This is a genomic window from Chryseobacterium tagetis, from assembly GCF_016735585.2.
Classification (GTDB): Bacteria; Bacteroidota; Bacteroidia; order Flavobacteriales; family Weeksellaceae; genus Chryseobacterium; species Chryseobacterium tagetis.
Genome location: NZ_JAERSE020000003.1, coordinates 294,141 through 310,164, shown reverse-complemented (window position 1 = coordinate 310,164; position 16,024 = coordinate 294,141). Strand labels below are relative to the sequence as shown.

The following is a 16,024-nucleotide window of genomic DNA, read 5'->3' as shown; positions in this document are numbered from 1 at the left end:
GCTGAATATGGAATCCTGACGAAAGTTGGGATTTTTTTGACTACTCGAGTTCAAAAAAGCAATAAACCCTTGAGCCGTAAAGTTTTATATATCAGGAAGGTTTTCTATAACCCGGTTATTGTTTTATGCACCCTAATATTCATTTAATCACAGTCGATGTGAAGCCTATGCATTGTGCAATTTAGAAGAGCTGCCGTTGAATTTTGAATTTTCGTATCACTATTGCAAGAACTTGTTAGCGCTAGTGGTTCTTAGATTATTTTTTCCGCCTGTATTACAGTTGTGTCAATCCAGTATCAAATGTTTTAGCTTCTACAAATTCAAGTATTTGTTCAGGTCTTCCGTCTTGAAAAAGTCTTGTTCCATTGCCTAATAAAACTGGAATAACCAAAACTATTAGTTCGTCTATTAAGTCCTGTTTCAATAATTCGTTTATTACTTCTGCACCACCATCAAAATAGATATTCTTACCGTTTTCAGATTTTAAACGTTCAACTAATTCGATTAAGTTTCCTTTATAGAAAATTGTTCTACCTACTTTTTTGGTCTTTCAGTCCTTGTAATGACATAAACATCTCTGTTTCCGTTGTCGTAATGAAATGACCCAATTTCATTAATTAAATATTCATGCTATAACAATTAACGGAATGGCAAGCAATTTTGCTGCCTCGGCTTCTAATAACGATGAAGTATTTCGATGAAGAAGTATAAAATAGTTATAGTATAGACATCTTTTTAGAGGCTTTCTCTCTTTTTCTTGAAAAAAAAGCGGAGAATTAGCAATACCAGCCAATGATTATGTAGATTTAAATCATTTAATTGTATCTGCGTAATAACCTCAATTGTTTTATTGTGACTGATGACAAAATGATTTTAAATATTATTTACCAAACTATCAATGATAATTCAGAAATTTAAAGAGATATGCAAGATTTAAATATATAGATATATCTATATTGATTTAGTATTTTTTCAAGAGTTCTCACAGAATTAAAGTCCCATAGGTGAAGACTTGCACAAGTTCTATAAGGACTCCAGGCAGAAGTTATCTATAATATTTTCTTTTTAAAATCTTTCTTATTTTCTTTTTTCAAACCGTAAAGCTCTGAAATCACATTTTGTAGGATTAAATCATCAGGTGAAAAAACATCTTCCCTACCTAGTGCCATCATCAAAAAGTTTTGAGCTGTCCAAGGGCCAATGCCTTTAATGCCAGCCAGGATTTTTAAAACCACTTCATTTTCTAATTGCTGCATCTCATCACAATTTAATCCTTTCGTCTCCACAAATTCAGCTATGTTTTTTAAATAAGATATTTTTGATGCTGATAACCCAATAGATCTAAGACTTTCATTCGACATCATTAGTATTTGAGATTTCATCTCAATAAACAAATCTCATTGTCGTCATCTCTTTTAAATCTTTTTGATAGACTTGATTACGGCATCCCGTATTTATTTGTTTGCAAAAGAATTACATTTGAATAATTTAATTCCGTAAATTGAAGGTCAATCCTTTTACTTCAAAATAAATACAAAATTAAAAAATGACAGCATTATTCAATAAGGATACTGATTTGGTAGGATGGCTAAGTGACGACAAAAAAAACATATTTGATACAAATATGAAATGGGTTGCATTTGTAGCAAGTGATACAAGTGTATGGAATGTCAGCCAGAAAAATTGGTGTAGCCATTTATATGGTAACAACATAAGGGATTATAATGGTAAGACATTGTTTTGGAATCCTGATACACCTATTTCAAATACATTAAAAAAGAAAAATATAATTCAGTAAAGAAACAACAAAGGCTGCAAAATGACAGACATATTTGAAAATTACCTTAACTCAACTGGTGAACTTTCGGCCGAGGAGATCAACTTTTCTGCACAGTTCTTCAAACTAATCCACTTAAAAAAGGGTGATTTTTTTATTCGCGAGGATGAACCCTGCCGTCATATCGGTTTTATTGCCAGTGGCGCCGTAAAAGCATACGCGACCGACATAGAGGGAAAGGAAAACATAACCTGTTTCAAGTTTGAAAATGAATTCGTTACTTCCTTTACCGCATTTGTGGTGCAGGAAAAATCCAAAAGAAATATCAGAGCCATAGAAGACTGCGTAATCTATAGTATAAATTATCCCAACTATCAACGTCTTCTTGGTCAGGTGACTGCTTGGAACACGTTTATAGGAAAGGTTATGGAGAAGGAGTATAATCAAAAAGAAAGTTATCTGCTGAATTATAATAATAGGCCTGTTGTGGAAAAATACCGTCAGGTCTTGTCAGGCGAACCGATGCTGGTCCAGCGCGTAGCGACTCAGGATCTGGCATCATACCTGGGCATCACGCAGCGATCACTTACCCGCGCAAAAGGACAAATACATTGATCCGACATAATTATAGGACAAATGTCCTTTTGCATTCGGGAACACTAATATAGATTTGCACAAAAAATCTATGCTGCGTCTAATTGCTCCCAACGTATTTCAGATCTCACTGATGCCACGAAATAGTATCAACTGCTATATCATCGAGGATGTATTGGTAGATTCCGGAATAAGGAGTTCATATGCTACAGTAAAAAATGCCCTACGAAAAATCCCAGTTTATCAACACGTACTGACCCATGCACATGCAGACCACCAGGGCTGTAGCGACCAGATATGCGCTGAATTCGAAATCCCCTTACTTTGTCATCCAGATGAAGTTTTCAGGACAGAGACGGGCATGGTCACCAATGACTACCCAACTCCGCAACATTGGGTGGCAAAGCTCCAACAAAAGTACTGGGCAGGTCAGGGACATAAAGTCGAAAGAACGATCGTTGAAAATGACAGGATTGGAAACTTTCGGGTAATAGAGACACCAGGTCATTCGGCAGGTCATATTTCTTTATTCCGAGAACATGACGGTCTACTCATCATCGGAGATGCAGCAACAAACATGAACCTTCTTACTACAGCTACGGGTCTACGGCTTCCGCCAAACCTATTCACTTCAGATCAGCAGCGTAATATCAGATCCCTGCAGAAGCTAGCAGATCTGAACCCAGCCATTATCTGCTTCGGCCACGGACCGGTAATGCGAAATAATGATCGGAAGTTTGAGCAGTTTGTGGCTAAAAGCAGCGGGCAGCTATTTAAATAACGATTGATACTGCCGTAATTATCGTCTATGAAAGACTTTGATAGATTTATCCGAATCTGGGGGCTTGTATTAAATTCAAATATTTAAGAATGGTTAGTGCTGCAACAATCTAATTCTCTAATCTGAAACTTATACGAACTAACTAGAAGCTGATCCCTACAACACACCCATGGTTTCAGATATCAACGTCTTTATCAATGATTGCCCTGAATTCTTACAATATTTAGATCGGCCCATACATGTAGAGCGCCTCCGTTGGGATTAGTATAGGGCAAGGGTGCTATATAAGGAAGTCCAGAACCAATATTAAGAGGCTCAAATTTTATTTCTATTTCAGAATTCTGAGCAAAATCCATATAAAAAGAAGCTCCGCCTTGAAATATATCATATGTCTTATCAAAGACGCCTTGCCCATTGATGTAAATGTAGACATTGCAATATTCATTAATTACGTCTATGTTATTCGCAAGCGAAAGGAGATATCTGCCAGCAGGAACTGTAACTTTTGATACACCGTCTGTCGTGAGCTCCAACTGGTTCTGCGGTAAGCTCGCAATACCTGAAATCGTATATATCGCTCCAAAAGGAATCGATGCCATATTCATATCCACATGAAAAGTAGTGTCAAAATCGCCCAATGCGAAAGACTGCCACGATGCATTTCCATTTTGGTCAGACATCAGTATTTTTTCGTTCGAAGCTCCTTCCGAAAGTCGGAATTTTCCATTGATCTCAAGTTTTGTATCTGTAGAAACAGTACATTTTCCTATCCCCATTTTGCCCTCACTGTCTATAACTACATCATCCTCACAGTTTATATCACCTGCTGCGGAAGTATTTTTCTGTGCGTCAATATGTAATATTGTTCCTGTTTTAGGGCTAGCTGTATTGATCCCAATTTTCTGAGCTTTAGTATTATTTCCTGCTATAAACATAAAAGAAATAAGACAAAGAAATGTGATACGCTTATTCATCTTTCTAAAAAATTAAGTTGCCCAAAAGATTAATATCCAGTGTATAAAAATATGTACGGTTCTGTGGAAGCTGATAGTAGGAAATTCCACTTAAAGGCCTGTTAATCCATTTTAGCGTTATATCTCCACCATTGTTATTCTTGACATCAAGTAAAAATGTAACTCCGCTCAGATATTCTGCATAAGCAACACGGGCTACCTCATGCCCATCAAGATGAACAAAAAGATAACAATACTCTCTTCCCTGTACATCACCATTAACAACTACAAAATATTTCCCTTTGGGAATATGAACTCCATAAGTCGTTGGGGTAAGTCCAACTCCCTGATCAAAATTTATAACAGAATTTAATGTTGCCTGAGAAGGATCAGTAGCGCCCAAGGTAAGCGTGTCAGAGGCTGGAAAGTTCATTCCTGTGGTTTGTCGCAATTCCCACTGTGCATATTTCCCTGCCGTATTTACGTTCCCGTTCCATGTAGCAACACCGTTGGCATCACTGGAAAGTATTTTTCCAACACCTTGTGAACCATCAGTAATTTTAATGGAACCTTTAACAACTAATTTTCTATCAGGCGTAATATCTCCGATACCCACCGAACCGTTCTTAGTTATTGTAAAATCATCATTTTTTTGAGCATCTGTGACCGGATCAGCATTATTATTGTTACCAGATGCATCAATATGTAAAGGCTGAAGGGGCTTTGTGGTCATTATCCCGACCTGAGCCTTTGTTATAGTAGATAGAAAAATTAAAACAATTAATGTTATAAATGATTTCATAGCCAACACAGTTTTTAAGTTTTACGTAGGACCATTTTTAGTAATTCAGTTTAATAAACCGCAGGTGCATTTCGAAAGGTACCGCATTAAATGGCGGCGGATCATAAATTGGCATTTGGGTATAGAGGTTATTCGTGTTGTACGGGAAATAGTTAACTCCCATATGCACATATGAATTTTGTGGGAAATAATGCATAAATGCCGAACCTTTCAGGTTTACTCTATAATAAATCTCATACATTTTATTATTCAGTGTCTGCCCTGAACCAAGATGGATTTCCATCTTTCCGTATTCATTGGTATTTATTAACCGAAGTTCTACAAGTATTAAGTACAGCCCGGCAGGAACAATAATATTGGAGGATGAGTTTACCGGATCAATCTGTAATCCAATCTCATTTTCCGGTAACGAAGCAGTACCTTGTAATAATTTCAGACCATCGTTATTCAGATAGGTGAGATTACCTGTGAGGGACCATAACCCGGTTTTCCCATTGTCCCCAGCCGCAGACCACGTTCCTTTACCTTCAGCATCTGAGATAAGGATCTTCCCCTGCCCTTCGCTTCCGTCACGGATAGCAATACGACCTGCATTAATATCCAGTTTTGCCTGTGGTGTGAGTGTTCCAACTCCGACATTACCCGAAAAATCAACAACAAAATCATCAGTCTTTGTACTGTCTACTGACAAAGAGGTATTCTGCCTGGGATCCACATGAAAAATTCCCTGCGGTATATAGGTACCAATGCCTAGCCCAATTTGCGCTGATAATACATTTGCCAGAAATAGAAATATCAAAGAAAATTTAGCTCTATTATTTCTAAAACATATTAAATAAATATTTATATCCATAGCGTATGGCTTTACTTAATTCATTGTATATTTATCTCTTTCTTACCATGATCTTTCCCATTGCCGCTAACTCTTCCAGAAATATCTCAGATTCCTGCAAGCCGATCTTAAATTCTTACAGTGACATCATCGATATGCTGTATCTTTTAAGGTAGCTCACAGGATAAACCACTGCTGGCAAAACTTCATTGTGAACACATACACCTTGACCTTATTGTTGCAATGCAAAAAATATGGGTGGAAATAGTTAATAGGACTAAGCTGACTTCCACATAATTTGATTAATCCACAATTAAATCACAAAAGCTCCCCTTTAGAATAACGCACAGTAGGTGTTTGACTGGTGCTAAAAAAACTCCTCTATTCAATGAATCGTCGTCAATACTTAAAAATTCTCAGCCTCGGGATCAATAAGGATAAGATACTTCAAATGCGCTCTTCTTCATGGTAATTTTGTTTACTGGTTTCCACGTAAATATCTGAATATAAGTTTTTAAGTCAAAAAAATACATTTTCTAATTTCGGAAAACAATATCTTTAATTTATCTTTTTCTGAATATTATCTAATACGATTTCCAATTAAAAATTGCTTCTGCCATAAACTACAAAAGGTTCCTCTCAAGTATAAACAATAACAGTAAAATGGTGTACTATAACAAATACAAAACCAAGAGAAATTAACATTTTTCAAGTACCTATAATACTACTTCCGACTGTTAACACCATGCTGCAATGCCTTTTCGTAATCGTCTTTATCAAAAGAAATAACTCCTTACTTTTAAGGATCCAACACTTTCGAGGTTCGTTCAATTTTTTAAGAATACTCATATTTTTGATCTCTCTATAAAAATCCCTTCGGTTAAGATCTTTGGTCATCATTTTTATAGATCTTTTACAGTTCGCTCTTGCGAAAAAAAATATTTACAACCCTTGCTCCGTTAGCTTTCTGTAATGCTGTCTATAATTTGTCCGTGATCGGAAAATTCTACCAAATAGTTTATGGCTAATTACGATTCAATACCGCAAGTAAATTCATAGAGCCACACCAATGGACTATTTTATCAACTTGTAAATGTGATTATAGAAGTATATTGTTATTCTAACTACATTATATAGCTAGTAAAGGCTAGCTTCTTATTACGGACTGTTTTTTTAAGAGATCCATTACCTAACTATGCTCAATTTAAGCATAGATCGTTTTATAATCTACCTATATGCGTAATACTATACATTGATCCAATGCGTTGAATAAGTAATTGGATTTACAAAATTATGATTGCTTATAAGATTGAAATGGATATTGAAGCGGGTTCCTACATGAATATTAGCATTCGGTTATCATTTATCTTTTCTTTTTTCTTCTTCTATTAACCGTAGATAGGAAGAAGGGGTCATGCCGGTGACGTCCTTAAATATTTTAGTAAAAGCTGGCGAGGTCGCAAATCCACACAGTTCAGCCAGATAACCAATTTTATATTTTCTATATAATGGATCAGTTTCCATTTTTTTAGTGATGTAGTTTATCCTAAGGGTATTGAGATAGGTTGTAAAATTGTCTGCTTTATGTTTTTTTATAATTTCTGATAAATAGCGGACATTTGTTTTGAGTTCAGTAGCAAGCCCACCAAGAGTAATACCCTTTTTGATAAATTGTGAATTCCGTTCGAATTCTTCTAAACCTTTTAAAATATGTTCTTCTGTCTCATTGTGGATCAACTCAGTCATCTTTATATTCACTTTTGGCTCTTCTCTATCTGCAGTGTGCTTAACTTCAGTAAGACCATTCCGAAAATTCTGAAACTTTTTCTTTTGAATTTTGTATTTCCTTCTTTGGTAAAATATTACCGTAATCAATAGCATAAGAAGAAACCCTCCTGAATAAGTAATGAGTTTAACTCGTATATCAAGTTCTTTCTTTTCGCGTGAGCTCTCTTTGTATTCTTTAGTTACAGACTTCAGCTTATTTTTATTTAGCTTATGGTCCAGCTCAAGAAACTTATTGTCGTACAGTTCAGCAAGTTCAATATCGTTGGTCTCCCTATAAGCCTCGGACAAAGATTCATAAATGGCCAGTTGACCCTCATAATCATTTTTATCACCTATCTTCAAAAACTTATTTCCGTAGAATATAATACTGTCATAGTTTTGCTTACCCTGATGGCAGAGTGCCAGACCAAGATAGATTCGAGAGTAAGTACGTGGATTTTTTCTTACATTATTTTCAAACGCCTGCTTGAGAGCATTGATAGCAGCATCGTAACGCTCCATATCCTGAAGAACTGAAGCCAGATTTATATAACCTACTGATCGCTTATTGTATGCCTGAGGAGTTTTTTGATAATATTTAAGAGCTTTTTGAACTAAGTCTAAACGGTATTTTAGACTGTCTGCTTTGGAAATCCTCTTAGCTGTGGTACTTACATTTAAAAAACTGAGAACACTATACAGGTTTCCAAGGGTGATATTTTTGGATATATCTTCATCATCAGACTTTTCGAGGATGGAAATTCCTTTCTTTATGTAGTCACTGGATTCATCAGAAAACCCCATTTCTTGGTATGCTGTCCCCAGTGCTCCCATATTGCTGGCCAGACCAGACTTCATCACAGACTGATTACCCAACTCAATTCCTTTCTTAAAATGAGAAATTGCCGTCACAAAATTACCCTTTCTCTGGTACATCTGCCCTAAATTTGCATAACATAAAGAGGCAATATTGTATTCTTTTTTTTCTATGCACAGCTTTATCAGTATTCTGTAGTCAGGTTCTATATCTGTATACCCTTTGGTAGCTTTCTCCGTAATGTCTGAAAACCTCTTTGTTAGTTCTGATGACCCATTCTGCCCTTTTACAATTGACGACAAAAATAAAAGAACATAAATGTATTTGGATAATATATTCACCTGATTTTTTTTTCGGTATTGTTATTTTAGTTCACAAATTTAGAAAATTAATACCCTGATTAAGTTTATTGAATTTTTTACATATTTCTTATTCATCCATAATATATTTACAATCAATTGTTTGAATTCTATTAATTTTAAAATCAAACTTATCAATTTCCGAAATAGATAATAAAAAAGCACGAATCAAACTGCCGATTACTGCATATAACAGGAAGCAACTGCTCAATTGTGTCAACTGTAAAACTCAACGGACCATTTTCTAAATTTCCGAAATTCAAACATATAACTTTAGGATATTGAATGTAAACTTTTTATTTTCACGATCTAATCCGGATAAAACTGTCCGAATAATTTATTTTCCAAAAAAAATTAGCGGTAATCTCCGAGGTCTAGAGCTAATCCCATAATAACTACCACAAACAAATACTGACAATTACTACAGTAATACATGAATTTTAAAAATATAAATATTGGTGCCCTAATACGGCAGAAAATTAAAGAAGATGAAATGTCAATTTCCCGCATCTGCAATTTTTTCAAATGCGACAATCCTGAAATTGAGGCAATGCTGAATTCAGAAAACTTACCTACGGACAAAGTTCTTGCCTGGAGCAAATTACTGGAATATGACTTCTTTAGAATTTATTCCCATCACCTTATATTATTCGCACCCCCAAAAGCGCAATCTCCAAAGAATATAAAAGAGAACAATAGTAGAAGAATGCCTGAATTTCGCAAGCACCTATATACTGTTGAAATAATTGATTTTATAATGGAACAGATTTCAAACGGGGAAAAGACAAAACTAGAAGTTATGCGCGACTATCGTATTCCTAAAACTACACTTTACAAATGGTTGGAAAAGTACAACAACCGAAAAGAATCGTAAAAAATAATTGCATGGACAAAAAATATCCAAATTATAAATTAATATTTCAGGATATAATAGAGAAGAAATTTCCGGATAAAAAAGATATATGTGAGCCACTGCTCAAAAAAAAAACACTCTCAAACATTGATATCATAAATATAAATAAAATACTTTTTGGAAAAGATCAGAAAGAAGTCCTCAATCAAAAACATCGGTCTTATGACGAAACATCCATTTTTGAAATATTGAAATTTCAAAAACAAAACAATTTAACCAATTCAGATGTAGCACGTCACTATAAATTAAGTAAAAATACCATTGCGAAATGGAAAAAGATATTCTTCGGACACGATCTTGGCTAAAAAGCAACATCGGCTCTTATAAAGTTTATGTTTTATATCTGCATAAAAAAAACTGATTCCGGCCCTGTTTATGGTGAGGGAATCAGTTTTTCAAAATATAAATACTACCAGCTCTTTTACTATTCCCTACTTTTTCTGATACTTTCTAATATGTAAAGATTCAGTTTGTTCAATTATATTTCAGTATACATCTTACAAAAGATCGAGTTGAAAATGCAGTTTTCTACGGGTTGGGCTCAATAGATATTTTGATTTTTTTAAAATCATCATCGTGTAGGCATCTCACCGGGATCTTCAGCTGTTTTTTTACATTATTGTCCGTGATTACGGTAATAATAATATTATCCTCCAATATAGACTTCTGCCTTTCCAATAACCGAACTGAATAGACTGGAAATTCAGCTACCGGAAAAACCACTCCTTTTTTAAGCGGATGGTATCTTTTTACGGAAAAAATAGCCCCTGTATTTTCTAGTTGTAGAATCTTTAAATTTAATATCCCTTGTAAGAACAGGAAACTGATTACAGATGAAAAAAATAATAATGGCCATCTAAGCCCTCCTATTATAGTTGATTTCATAAGTACACCACAGCAGGTAAGTAGACAATTAATAATAAACAAAATAATTAACATCTTCATTTTAGATTCAATCGTCTTAGCGTTTGTTACGATCATTGCAAAATAACTTAAAATTATGGAGCGCAAATGTACTCCTTCAGAAGTTTTTATTATTGCAAAAATGGTATCATTTTTTTGCAAATTTTTCCTTAAACCATTTAATGACTTCAAAAAAAGACTGGACCATGCTTACTGCCCGACATTAAAGGATTATTTCAATTTCGGAAAAACCTTTTTTCAATATACGCTTTTCGGAAATTGATACATCCTTATTTTTTCTGCATCAAATTATTAGTGAAATTTACCATATAAAACATACTTTCATGAAAAATGGGAATATTATTTCAAATACCTACAAAAGGTGGGTCCCACTCACCTTCAGTAGGACTCAGAACGTCCATTTATTGCCATACATAGCAAGACGAGGCAATTTTTTTTAATGAATTCTCAAGTAATTCCTAGAGCTAAAAAAAATATATCGATTCAACCTAATTAAATACTGCCCTGCGGTATGCAACATAACATGAGTATCAATTATATTCTCATACCTCCCCGACCTTATGGACTGCTTAAAATTGCAATATTTGAAATCTATTGAAATAAAACCAATTAATGAAAACACAAATTCTGTTAAATAATTTCTTTCAGGGGGAGATTAAACTTATCATTGATGAAGTGACTGTAGGTTATATGGAAATTACAGTTGTTGAAAGCAGGATTACTGTCTATAAAACCGTAGCTATAACCGAAGATAATGAAAAGAATGCCGAATATTCTTCCATCCTATTTGATAGTCTGATCAGTTACGCAAGGGAAAACACCATGAAAATTATTCCTCACTGCGCGTACACCGTCGCCTGTTTTAAAAATAATCTATATCTATATAAAGATGTACTGCTGAGCCTTTAAGTATCAACGTTGGTCAATTTCGTCCGTAATAGCAGATAAATACACAACGCTCGACTTTTGATGAAATCAGATAGATAGTAAAGATTTTTTTTGTAAATAAAATATGCACTTAAATACAAAGCAGCTAGATCAGATAGGCTTTAATATCAATTGGCTCGGAATAATTTTGGGAAACAGCTCGCGAATTAAGGAATTTAATACACTTGATTACTTTTGGATTTACATCATTTTAGAAGACCTTGAACTTAAGGTAGAGTGTAAGTTACATTATATTAAGAAGGAAAGTATTGTATTTGTCGGACCACAGAAAAAGTTTTCCTTTAATATTGTCAGTGGTAAGGAAGTAATGGCTGTCGTATTTTCTCAAAACTTTTATGAACACTCCGTTAAGGATAGTATGTTCCTTAACTCCGAATTATTTTTCAATTACGATTCTAATCTTTTTGTTGCACCTTTATCCGCTGTAGATGAAATTAAAACTAACATTAACGAACGCATACAATTTTTCAAATCAAAAAACAGGAACTTATATAGTGCTGTTGCCCATAATCTGATTGAAAGGCTGATACTCGATGCATTTGCCTATTTACCCGTAAAAGAGAGTAAGAATAACGTTTCATACGATTCCAGATACTACGTCAATAGATTTCTATTACTTTTACACAGAGATTATAAAGAGAATAAAAAGGTAATCGATTACGCTGACCAGTTACATATTTCCGCAAGAAAGTTATCTGAACTAACTGAAATAATCCTAGGTAAAACTGCTAAGCAGGTCATTATCGAAAAATTGATTAGCGAATATAAAAAATTTAAAAATTACACCAATAATAACAATTCACAAATTTGTTATGAACTTGGATTTAACAACGAAGGAAACTTCAGTAATTTTATAAAAAAGCATACCGGAAAAAATCCATCTGAATTTTAAAAAACAGCAGGAGTCTGACTAATTAAGAGAAAAGTAAACAAAAGTTAACTTTTTGTTTCCAAAGGGAGTGTAACTCAAACTGTGTCATTGGATAATTAACCTAATTCTAAAAGCGTCTATCAAGCTTGAGCCTATCCCAAAATTTAATGTAAAGTTGGGATAGGCTCAAGCCCCTGTTGTCCATCGGCATCAGATCCTTCCAAAGGAGCCATCCAGGAAGCTCTGCGGGAAGAAGTCTGGTTCCTGCTATGCTGCCGATATTATAATGCATCGCATAGATGCCGAACATACTTAGCAAAACAAGTACACCACTAACTTTCATAAAATAGTTACCATTTTTATTATATTTTATATTTAAAGTTATTCGAAATAAACTGATCAGCCAATTAGCATTCAAGAGACTGATCGCAAACTATTTAGAGCCTTTCACCCTAGTATATTTGACCAAAATCAGCCCGGCAAAAATAAAAAATTGACTGCACACTGGTTAATATCTCATCCACGTACAGATAAAAACATGACTTAAAAAAATTAGCCAAATCAAAAAGAGCACTGGCTTTGATCGGGCGTTCCTGTCTAATAATTACGATTTCTAAAAACTAGCGTTATGATCTGCTATTTGATTTTCTATATAGATCTCCCATTATTCTATATTTTTCAAGCAGTTCAAATCCTTCTGTAGTTAAGCTTATTGGAACCTTATAGCAGTCTTTATCCATATCATAGATAATAGGTTTTTTATTTTTTCTTATTGTAGAAAGTTTAATCATGGTTACCGAACAGTTTTCCCGATCAATTTCTGCTTGATTATATAGTGCAAGAATGGTCTTTTTTCCAGTTAGTTTATTCAAATTTTCAAGCTTCTCTACTTCATAGGAACTAATGTAGAAAAACAATGGGTTAATTCTTGGATATAAGGTGAGACATTTAACTTCAACTTCAATGTTTTTACAATTTTTGATATTATAATCGGCTCTTTTAACTGGTATTGAGTCAATTACTTTATAATTGGCAATACTATCTTTGTCCTGTGGAATATCTTCTACAATAAAAAGCCTTTCCCTAGCTGTTATTTTAAATAATTCCTGTGCCTTTAAGCCGTTTTCCCTTCGTCTTGTTTCTACCTCTACATTATTTTTTTGTACCTCAACATTATTGAGATAAACTTCGTATGGCAAAAAGCCAGCAAGTGGAAGCTCACTTTTAGAGCCTTGGAGAATAATGAAGCTTTCCAAAATGATTTCGTCTTGGAAAGCAATATACATTAGATTACTTTTATCATCGTCATAACAATAATAGTATTGATTCTTTAGATCGTGAAATATTAATATATAACCCATCTTCGATGTCTTTAAGCAAACTGATATTATGACTTTTGTATATCGTTTATTTTTAATTATATCACTATAAAGTTAATAAATTTATTATAAATAAATAATTATCTTCAATTTAACCTTCCATATAAAGAAATTCCATCATATAACCCTTCGAGAGAAATTATACCTTAGAACAGCGGTTTATTTCTATCATGATATATTTTATGAATCAGTTCTTCAAAATGTGTAAAATGACACTCAATAATATTATCCAGATAAGCATACATTGTGAGCCTATCTATTTCAAGACCGGCTATCAGCTTTAAAAATTTCTGATAGAACTCAGAACAGATGTATATAGTCCTTCCTTTATTGGCGTTCTGTTCCGGAATTAAAAAAAAGATTTCAAAATACTCTTTCTCAGTTAATCCAGAACGCTTTGAGCGTGTATTTCCACTTACAAGTGATTGACTTCTTATTGGGTCTATCTCCTTAGTCATATCCTCTGTCATAGCATATTTTAGATATTCATCTGTTAAAAATTTATTGTTATCAACTTTTTCTTCAGATTGGCTATCAACTTCATTCGAAGTTTCCTTTTTCAAGTTAGCCAACTCTTCTTCTTTTTGATGTTGTAGGTTTTCATTGTTCACCTCTTTTTTTCTCTGATTTGCATTGTTTCTATAGCTAAACAGTAAAACATACTTTATGCTTTAATTTTTGTTAATCTAACGTTGATTTGATCATCCAAATCTATTATTGAGTTGGACCATATAATCTGTCCAACTCAATTTTTATAACGTAATTTTCAATGATTGAATGTGTTCTCCTTCGAATTCAAAATGATAGGTAAACACAAGCGGACTACCGGGAAATGTCCCGGATATCTCCGTTTTTAAAATACCCATTACTCCATCTCCTTCAAAACTAATGGGTTTCATTACCGAATTGTATTTCTTATTTCCTTCCTCAATCCATCCAGCAATTTCTTCACGTCCAGTATGTATTTTGCCTTCATCAAACAATACACCAGATTCGGAGAAACAATTGGTGTAGGCAACATTATCAAAGCGATCCTGAGCTTTGACTAAATTTGTTATGATAATTGGTAACTTCATTGTATCTAATTTTGTTATTATTTTTTAGTTAGGCAATCCCTTCTACCAATATACCATTATAGATAGCTCCCATTTGTCTATGTAGGGCAGCTTTCTTATAAGCTTCACTACTATACCATTTTTTAGCAGCTTCCATATCTGGAAATTTGGCAACTACAATCCCTTCAATTTGTTCCCCTTCAAGAATCTCAAAATCTCCATAAGGTACTAAGACTTCAATAGGGTGACCTTTCATTGTCTCTTGTATCAGTGACCAATACTTTTCAAGTTCTGCAATATTGAGAGTCTGTGTTCTGGTAAAAATTATATATGCTGGCATTATTTAATGATTTAAATTGTTGGAACGGTTCCTCCGTCAATTACATATTCTGTTCCGGTCAAATAACCCGCTCTTGGTGACACAAGAAATCCAACTAATTCAGCGACTTCTTCCGGATATGCAGGTCTTCCGTTAGGAATTCCCCCCAATGCATCCATAACACTTTGCGTAGCTGCTTCAACAGAAATATTTGTACTTTCTGAAATACGTTGCATCATTCTCTTTGAAGCTTCAGTCATAATCCATCCTGGAGAAACAGTTAGAACACGTACCCCTTTGGGTGAAGCTTCTTTTGACAGTCCTTTACTATAGTTAATCAATCCTGCTTTTGCTGCTGCGTAAGGAAGTGTTGAATCATAGAGAGGTAATTTCCCTTGAATAGATGCAATATGAATAATAACACCGCTTTTTTTCTCAAGCATTTGAGGGAGGAATGCCTTATCTAATCGCACCGGAGCCAACAAATTGGTCTGGATTGTTTCCTCCCAATCTGTATTGCTTAATACGGCAAATCCTCCACCGGGTGTTTCAGAACCGCCAAGATTGTTTACAAGTATATCTATTTTGCCAAATTTCTCAAATACTTCTGAGGCAACCTTATCTGTACCTTCTGGTTTACTAAGGTCTGCCGGTATAAAGTATAAATCCTCATCCGGTAATTCAGGCTGGTTTCTTGCTGTAATTACTACTTTAGCCCCCGCGCTTTTCAAACGTTCGGCAATTGCTCGTCCCGCTCCTTTTGTTCCGCCTGTTACCAATGCTATTTTACCTGATAACTCATTCTGATAATCCATTTTTTGCATTATATAAAATTCTTTTGTGCAAATTTCAGAAGTATGACATTTCCTCACAAGTACGGAATTACGATTCATATAGGGATAAATTATTCCCTATTGTACCGTTCAGAACATA

The 16,024-nt window shown here is 34.3% G+C and carries 19 protein-coding genes; 7 read left to right on the top strand and 12 right to left on the bottom strand.

The genetic code is table 11. From position 1 onward, the window contains the following. Positions 1–274: 274 nt before the first annotated feature. Complete coding sequence (locus tag JI747_RS11460; RefSeq protein WP_317197625.1) at positions 275–463, bottom strand: dihydrofolate reductase family protein; 189 nt, start codon at positions 461–463, stop codon at positions 275–277. Between the two features lie 586 nt (positions 464–1,049). Beyond that, complete coding sequence (locus JI747_RS11455; RefSeq protein WP_262904156.1) at positions 1,050–1,364, bottom strand: DNA-3-methyladenine glycosylase family protein; 315 nt, start codon at positions 1,362–1,364, stop codon at positions 1,050–1,052. Between the two features lie 182 nt (positions 1,365–1,546). Between JI747_RS11455 and JI747_RS11450 the strand changes: the two genes are divergently transcribed. From JI747_RS11450 to JI747_RS11440, 3 genes are all read left to right on the top strand, one after another. Then, positions 1,547–1,798, top strand: coding sequence for a 4-fold beta flower protein (locus JI747_RS11450; RefSeq protein ID WP_225688767.1), 252 nt, complete (start codon positions 1,547–1,549; stop codon positions 1,796–1,798). Between the two features lie 21 nt (positions 1,799–1,819). Continuing rightward, positions 1,820–2,392, top strand: a complete 573-nt coding sequence (locus tag JI747_RS11445; protein WP_225688765.1) for a Crp/Fnr family transcriptional regulator — start codon at positions 1,820–1,822, stop codon at positions 2,390–2,392. 70 nt (positions 2,393–2,462) lie between these two features. Beyond that, the gene (locus JI747_RS11440; RefSeq protein WP_225688763.1) at positions 2,463–3,152 is read left to right on the top strand and encodes an MBL fold metallo-hydrolase; all 690 of its coding nucleotides are present in this window, start codon (positions 2,463–2,465) and stop codon (positions 3,150–3,152) included. A 194-nt stretch (positions 3,153–3,346) separates the two neighbouring features. Here the strand turns inward: JI747_RS11440 and JI747_RS11435 are convergent, their stop codons facing one another. The 4 genes from JI747_RS11435 to JI747_RS11420 form a co-directional block, all read right to left on the bottom strand. Continuing rightward, positions 3,347–4,126, bottom strand: a complete 780-nt coding sequence (locus JI747_RS11435; RefSeq protein WP_225688761.1) for a hypothetical protein — start codon at positions 4,124–4,126, stop codon at positions 3,347–3,349. 4 nt (positions 4,127–4,130) lie between these two features. Beyond that, complete coding sequence (locus JI747_RS11430; protein WP_225688759.1) at positions 4,131–4,907, bottom strand: hypothetical protein; 777 nt, start codon at positions 4,905–4,907, stop codon at positions 4,131–4,133. Positions 4,908–4,944: 37 nt separating this feature from the next. After that, positions 4,945–5,706 carry a hypothetical protein gene (locus JI747_RS11425; protein WP_225688758.1) on the bottom strand — a complete coding sequence of 254 codons (762 nt, stop codon included), beginning with the start codon at positions 5,704–5,706 and terminating at the stop codon, positions 4,945–4,947. Between the two features lie 1,392 nt (positions 5,707–7,098). Next, positions 7,099–8,664, bottom strand: coding sequence for a helix-turn-helix domain-containing protein (locus JI747_RS11420; protein ID WP_225688757.1), 1,566 nt, complete (start codon positions 8,662–8,664; stop codon positions 7,099–7,101). Positions 8,665–9,232: 568 nt separating this feature from the next. Between JI747_RS11420 and JI747_RS11415 the strand changes: the two genes are divergently transcribed. Both JI747_RS11415 and JI747_RS11410 read left to right on the top strand, forming a co-directional pair. Further along, positions 9,233–9,556 (top strand): hypothetical protein, encoded by a 324-nt coding sequence (locus tag JI747_RS11415; protein WP_317197619.1) that lies wholly within the window; start codon positions 9,233–9,235, stop codon positions 9,554–9,556. Between the two features lie 11 nt (positions 9,557–9,567). After that, positions 9,568–9,900 carry a helix-turn-helix domain-containing protein gene (locus JI747_RS11410; RefSeq protein ID WP_225688755.1) on the top strand — a complete coding sequence of 111 codons (333 nt, stop codon included), beginning with the start codon at positions 9,568–9,570 and terminating at the stop codon, positions 9,898–9,900. A 223-nt stretch (positions 9,901–10,123) separates the two neighbouring features. On the opposite strand, the gene JI747_RS11405 is transcribed toward JI747_RS11410, so the two are convergent. Beyond that, a complete protein-coding gene (locus JI747_RS11405; protein ID WP_225688754.1) occupies positions 10,124–10,480 on the bottom strand; it encodes a hypothetical protein in 357 nt (118 codons plus the stop codon). Between the two features lie 651 nt (positions 10,481–11,131). Here JI747_RS11405 and JI747_RS11400 point away from each other — a divergent pair. Both JI747_RS11400 and JI747_RS11395 read left to right on the top strand, forming a co-directional pair. After that, complete coding sequence (locus tag JI747_RS11400) at positions 11,132–11,428, top strand: GNAT family protein (RefSeq protein ID WP_225688753.1); 297 nt, start codon at positions 11,132–11,134, stop codon at positions 11,426–11,428. Between the two features lie 103 nt (positions 11,429–11,531). Then, positions 11,532–12,359, top strand: coding sequence for a helix-turn-helix domain-containing protein (locus JI747_RS11395; protein ID WP_225688752.1), 828 nt, complete (start codon positions 11,532–11,534; stop codon positions 12,357–12,359). A 605-nt stretch (positions 12,360–12,964) separates the two neighbouring features. Here the strand turns inward: JI747_RS11395 and JI747_RS11390 are convergent. From JI747_RS11390 to JI747_RS11370, 5 genes are all read right to left on the bottom strand, one after another. Further along, the gene (locus JI747_RS11390; RefSeq protein ID WP_225688750.1) at positions 12,965–13,699 is read right to left on the bottom strand and encodes a hypothetical protein; all 735 of its coding nucleotides are present in this window, start codon (positions 13,697–13,699) and stop codon (positions 12,965–12,967) included. A gap of 164 nt (positions 13,700–13,863) precedes the next feature. Next, the gene (locus JI747_RS11385) at positions 13,864–14,328 is read right to left on the bottom strand and encodes a DUF3408 domain-containing protein (RefSeq protein ID WP_225688749.1); all 465 of its coding nucleotides are present in this window, start codon (positions 14,326–14,328) and stop codon (positions 13,864–13,866) included. A gap of 141 nt (positions 14,329–14,469) precedes the next feature. Beyond that, entirely contained in the window at positions 14,470–14,793 is a 324-nt protein-coding gene (locus JI747_RS11380; RefSeq protein WP_225688748.1) for a nuclear transport factor 2 family protein, read from the bottom strand. A 28-nt stretch (positions 14,794–14,821) separates the two neighbouring features. Beyond that, positions 14,822–15,112, bottom strand: coding sequence for a DUF1330 domain-containing protein (locus JI747_RS11375; RefSeq protein ID WP_225688747.1), 291 nt, complete (start codon positions 15,110–15,112; stop codon positions 14,822–14,824). A gap of 11 nt (positions 15,113–15,123) precedes the next feature. Beyond that, entirely contained in the window at positions 15,124–15,906 is a 783-nt protein-coding gene (locus JI747_RS11370) for an SDR family oxidoreductase (RefSeq protein WP_225688746.1), read from the bottom strand. Between the last annotated feature and the right edge of the window lie 118 nt (positions 15,907–16,024).